Origin of the sequence: Geobacillus sp. WSUCF1, assembly GCF_000422025.1 — a bacterium.
Taxonomy (GTDB): domain Bacteria; phylum Bacillota; class Bacilli; order Bacillales; family Anoxybacillaceae; genus Geobacillus; species Geobacillus zalihae.
Window position 1 is genome coordinate 1 of sequence record NZ_ATCO01000184.1, and the last position, 2,796, is coordinate 2,796.

The window sequence follows — 2,796 nt, forward strand, 5'->3', positions numbered from 1 at the left end:
TTTTTATTGTTCGTTTTCGATTTCATTTTTAGCATCCTTCTTGTTACGTTCTGTATACCATATCATCTTCACATTTTAATTGTGTCACATCCGCTTTCATACTTTTAGCGATGTCTTGAGTTCTGATGAAATAACAAAAACTCCCGAAAGAACCATTTTTGGATTATTTTCTCTACACATCCGCTAGATTATTCTTTGGGATAACATACAAAAAGGCACAATTTAACATAACGGGTTTGGTTGTTGAGTATAAAATTGAAAAAAGTAATACAAAAAGGAGTTCAATTCGCATATGAATTGGACTCCTTTTATTTGTTGATATATCAATGTTTTATTGAATTTATCACCATTAATCGCATTATAATTAGCAAGTGACTGCTGACCAACAGACAGTATTCCAAATATGTGTTAAAATTGATGCTAATTGGACATAAATTCATTGATGACTTCCCTTTATCGTGTATTTGCCAAAGAAATTCGCTTATCTAATGCCCACCATTTTCTTTGTCAAACGGATAAAACAAAATCTCGGAAACAAGCTCGTGAGGAATTTATTCAAGCAGGAGTGGATTTAATCAACTGGGGAATTAACTTTGGTTATGATTACAAGTTCTTTGCAGAAATTGGCTTTTCTGAAACTGGAAGAATTATTTCATACACACCAATTTCATAAGAAAGTCATTTCAGGTGGCAGCAGTCATTATGAATACGCTGATAATTCGATTGAACATCCACTTGCGACAATTGACAGAGGATTTCGATGAATTGATTGTACAACCAATCTTTCATCATTCGAACCAAAGGACATTGCTAATCGTGAATGACAACGCCACGAATACCTTTATCCAGCACATTCGAAGACGGCTATCTATTTTAGAAAGACCATTGATAACAGCTCGTGGTGACGGAAAAAGCTATATCTATTCAAACTTTAACTCAAAGTATGCTCAAATGGCTCTTACCATACTTCGGACTTACTACAATTTTTGTTTAGCATACAAAACAAAGGAGACAGTAGGAACACCTGCTCAACGATTAGGCATTGCAAAAAAACAATTTGATTTAAAAGAAATAATCTATATGCAATAACCTTAAGGGATTTGATATTTTATAGGACCAAATCAGTATACGATTTGTTTTTTATTTTTTGCTGAAATATCAATATTTTTTGACTAAATCCTTTTTAATGATTTTGGTATTTTATGTTAAACTGAATATATAGATTACTCAGAAAGTTAGCAAAGGGAAAATTAACCCATGAGGGGGAAGTGTATGAAAAAGTTTTTAATTACATTATTAGTATTAATTGCGTTAGGCATTGGGGGGGGATTTTGTTACTGAACTATTTAGTGCTAAACCACCTTTACCAACCATAACTGTTGGAGAAAAAAAGGTAGAAGTGGCACAAGGTTCGTATTGTTGGAATGGATTACTTAATTCTGTTTGTGCCGATACAAGTTCTCCGCCAGAACTCATTAAAAATCAAGAACTAAAACCTGTGGTTGTACCACCAGATTCCCAATTGAAAATAGAATTCAAAGATGAGCCTAAAGAAAATACATTAGTAGTAAATAGATGGCTTACAAATGAAAAAACAGAAAATGTTCCAATAAATGATAATGTGATACTATTACCAAAAGAAAAAGGTGTATATGTGTATGATGTTTCAGCGAGATGGGAAAAGGGAGATTCAAGTTATGCCTTTGTAATTGAAGTACGGTAGTAACCTTTTAGTAACAGTCTTAATTGAACAAGTCAATATAATTTTAGTTTAAAACGCTTGGAATAAACCCAAGCGTTTTAATGTGCTTTTTACTTTGTTAAATTTGGTTCGAATTTTGTGCTAATTACGCTGTTATTTGTACTGTTTTTCTTGATTTTGTACTTCTGAACCGAACCCGTTAACTTAACATGCACCTTTTTAGTAAAGTCTTTTATAGAAAAACAAGTAAAATGAAACCAATACGATTATAGCCATGATAACGCAATATATTTTTGTAAACGTGCGTAAAGCTGTTCCAAAAATTTCTTTTTCCGTCACTGAAAGCATTACCCCCATCGCCAATCAGATAAAAATTAGGGAAACCCAATATCTAAGGGGTTCCCCTTCTAGCGCTCCAGTTAATTGAAGAAAGCATAAAGAATTTAAAGTATTACACCTGAAAAATCGCCTTTTAATACTACTTTTTCATTCTGATTTTTACATAAAAAGGATGCACTAATAGCTGTTCTATTATTTTCTTGCCTTTCGTATTTTTCAATTTTAACTTCACAAATTATTGTATCCCCTGTAAATACAGGTCTTAGAAACTCAAAATTCATCGTACGAGCCAGTACGTTATAATCTCCGCCAACTTTTGTCGGCAGAGTCGCCGTTAGTAACCCTTGAACTACAAGCCTTCCTTGTTCATCTGGGGTTATATGATGAATCCCTTTATCGCCTGAAATCTCTGTAAATAATTCAACATCCTTCACTGTAAAAGTCCGTTCAAACGTAATGATATCTCCTACTTTTAAAGACATATAAATCTCCCCCCCTGAAGTTTAAATACTGTTATGGTTACTTATAATCTGAATATTACAGCAATAATAAATAATGTTCAACTATTCAGAATATTATTTCGATGATGGTTACACATTAAATTTTGATAAGATAAGAATCATATTCGTTGCGATTTGTTCGATTTTTGGAGGCAATGCTAAACATCCCTTCTCTGTATTTCAAAATCCCGTTGACAATAAAGTAAACAATAATTTATTATTAGGTTGGTTATAATTGTAAATATATATATTTAC

2 protein-coding genes and 1 pseudogene are annotated in these 2,796 nt (G+C 32.5%); 2 read left to right on the plus strand and 1 reads right to left on the minus strand.

Annotated features, from left to right (window positions below):
* Nucleotides 1-436 precede the first annotated feature (436 nt).
* Together I656_RS19985 and I656_RS18275 are read left to right on the plus strand one after the other, a co-directional pair.
* Nucleotides 437-1,089: pseudogene (locus I656_RS19985) on the plus strand (insertion element protein); the annotation flags it as partial.
* A gap of 229 nt (nucleotides 1,090-1,318) precedes the next feature.
* Nucleotides 1,319-1,723 (plus strand): hypothetical protein, encoded by a 405-nt coding sequence (locus tag I656_RS18275; protein ID WP_020756556.1) that lies wholly within the window; start codon nucleotides 1,319-1,321, stop codon nucleotides 1,721-1,723.
* Between the two features lie 422 nt (nucleotides 1,724-2,145).
* On the opposite strand, the gene I656_RS01725 is transcribed toward I656_RS18275, so the two are convergent.
* Complete coding sequence (locus I656_RS01725) at nucleotides 2,146-2,523, minus strand: hotdog domain-containing protein (RefSeq protein WP_020756557.1); 378 nt, start codon at nucleotides 2,521-2,523, stop codon at nucleotides 2,146-2,148.
* Nucleotides 2,524-2,796 lie beyond the last annotated feature (273 nt).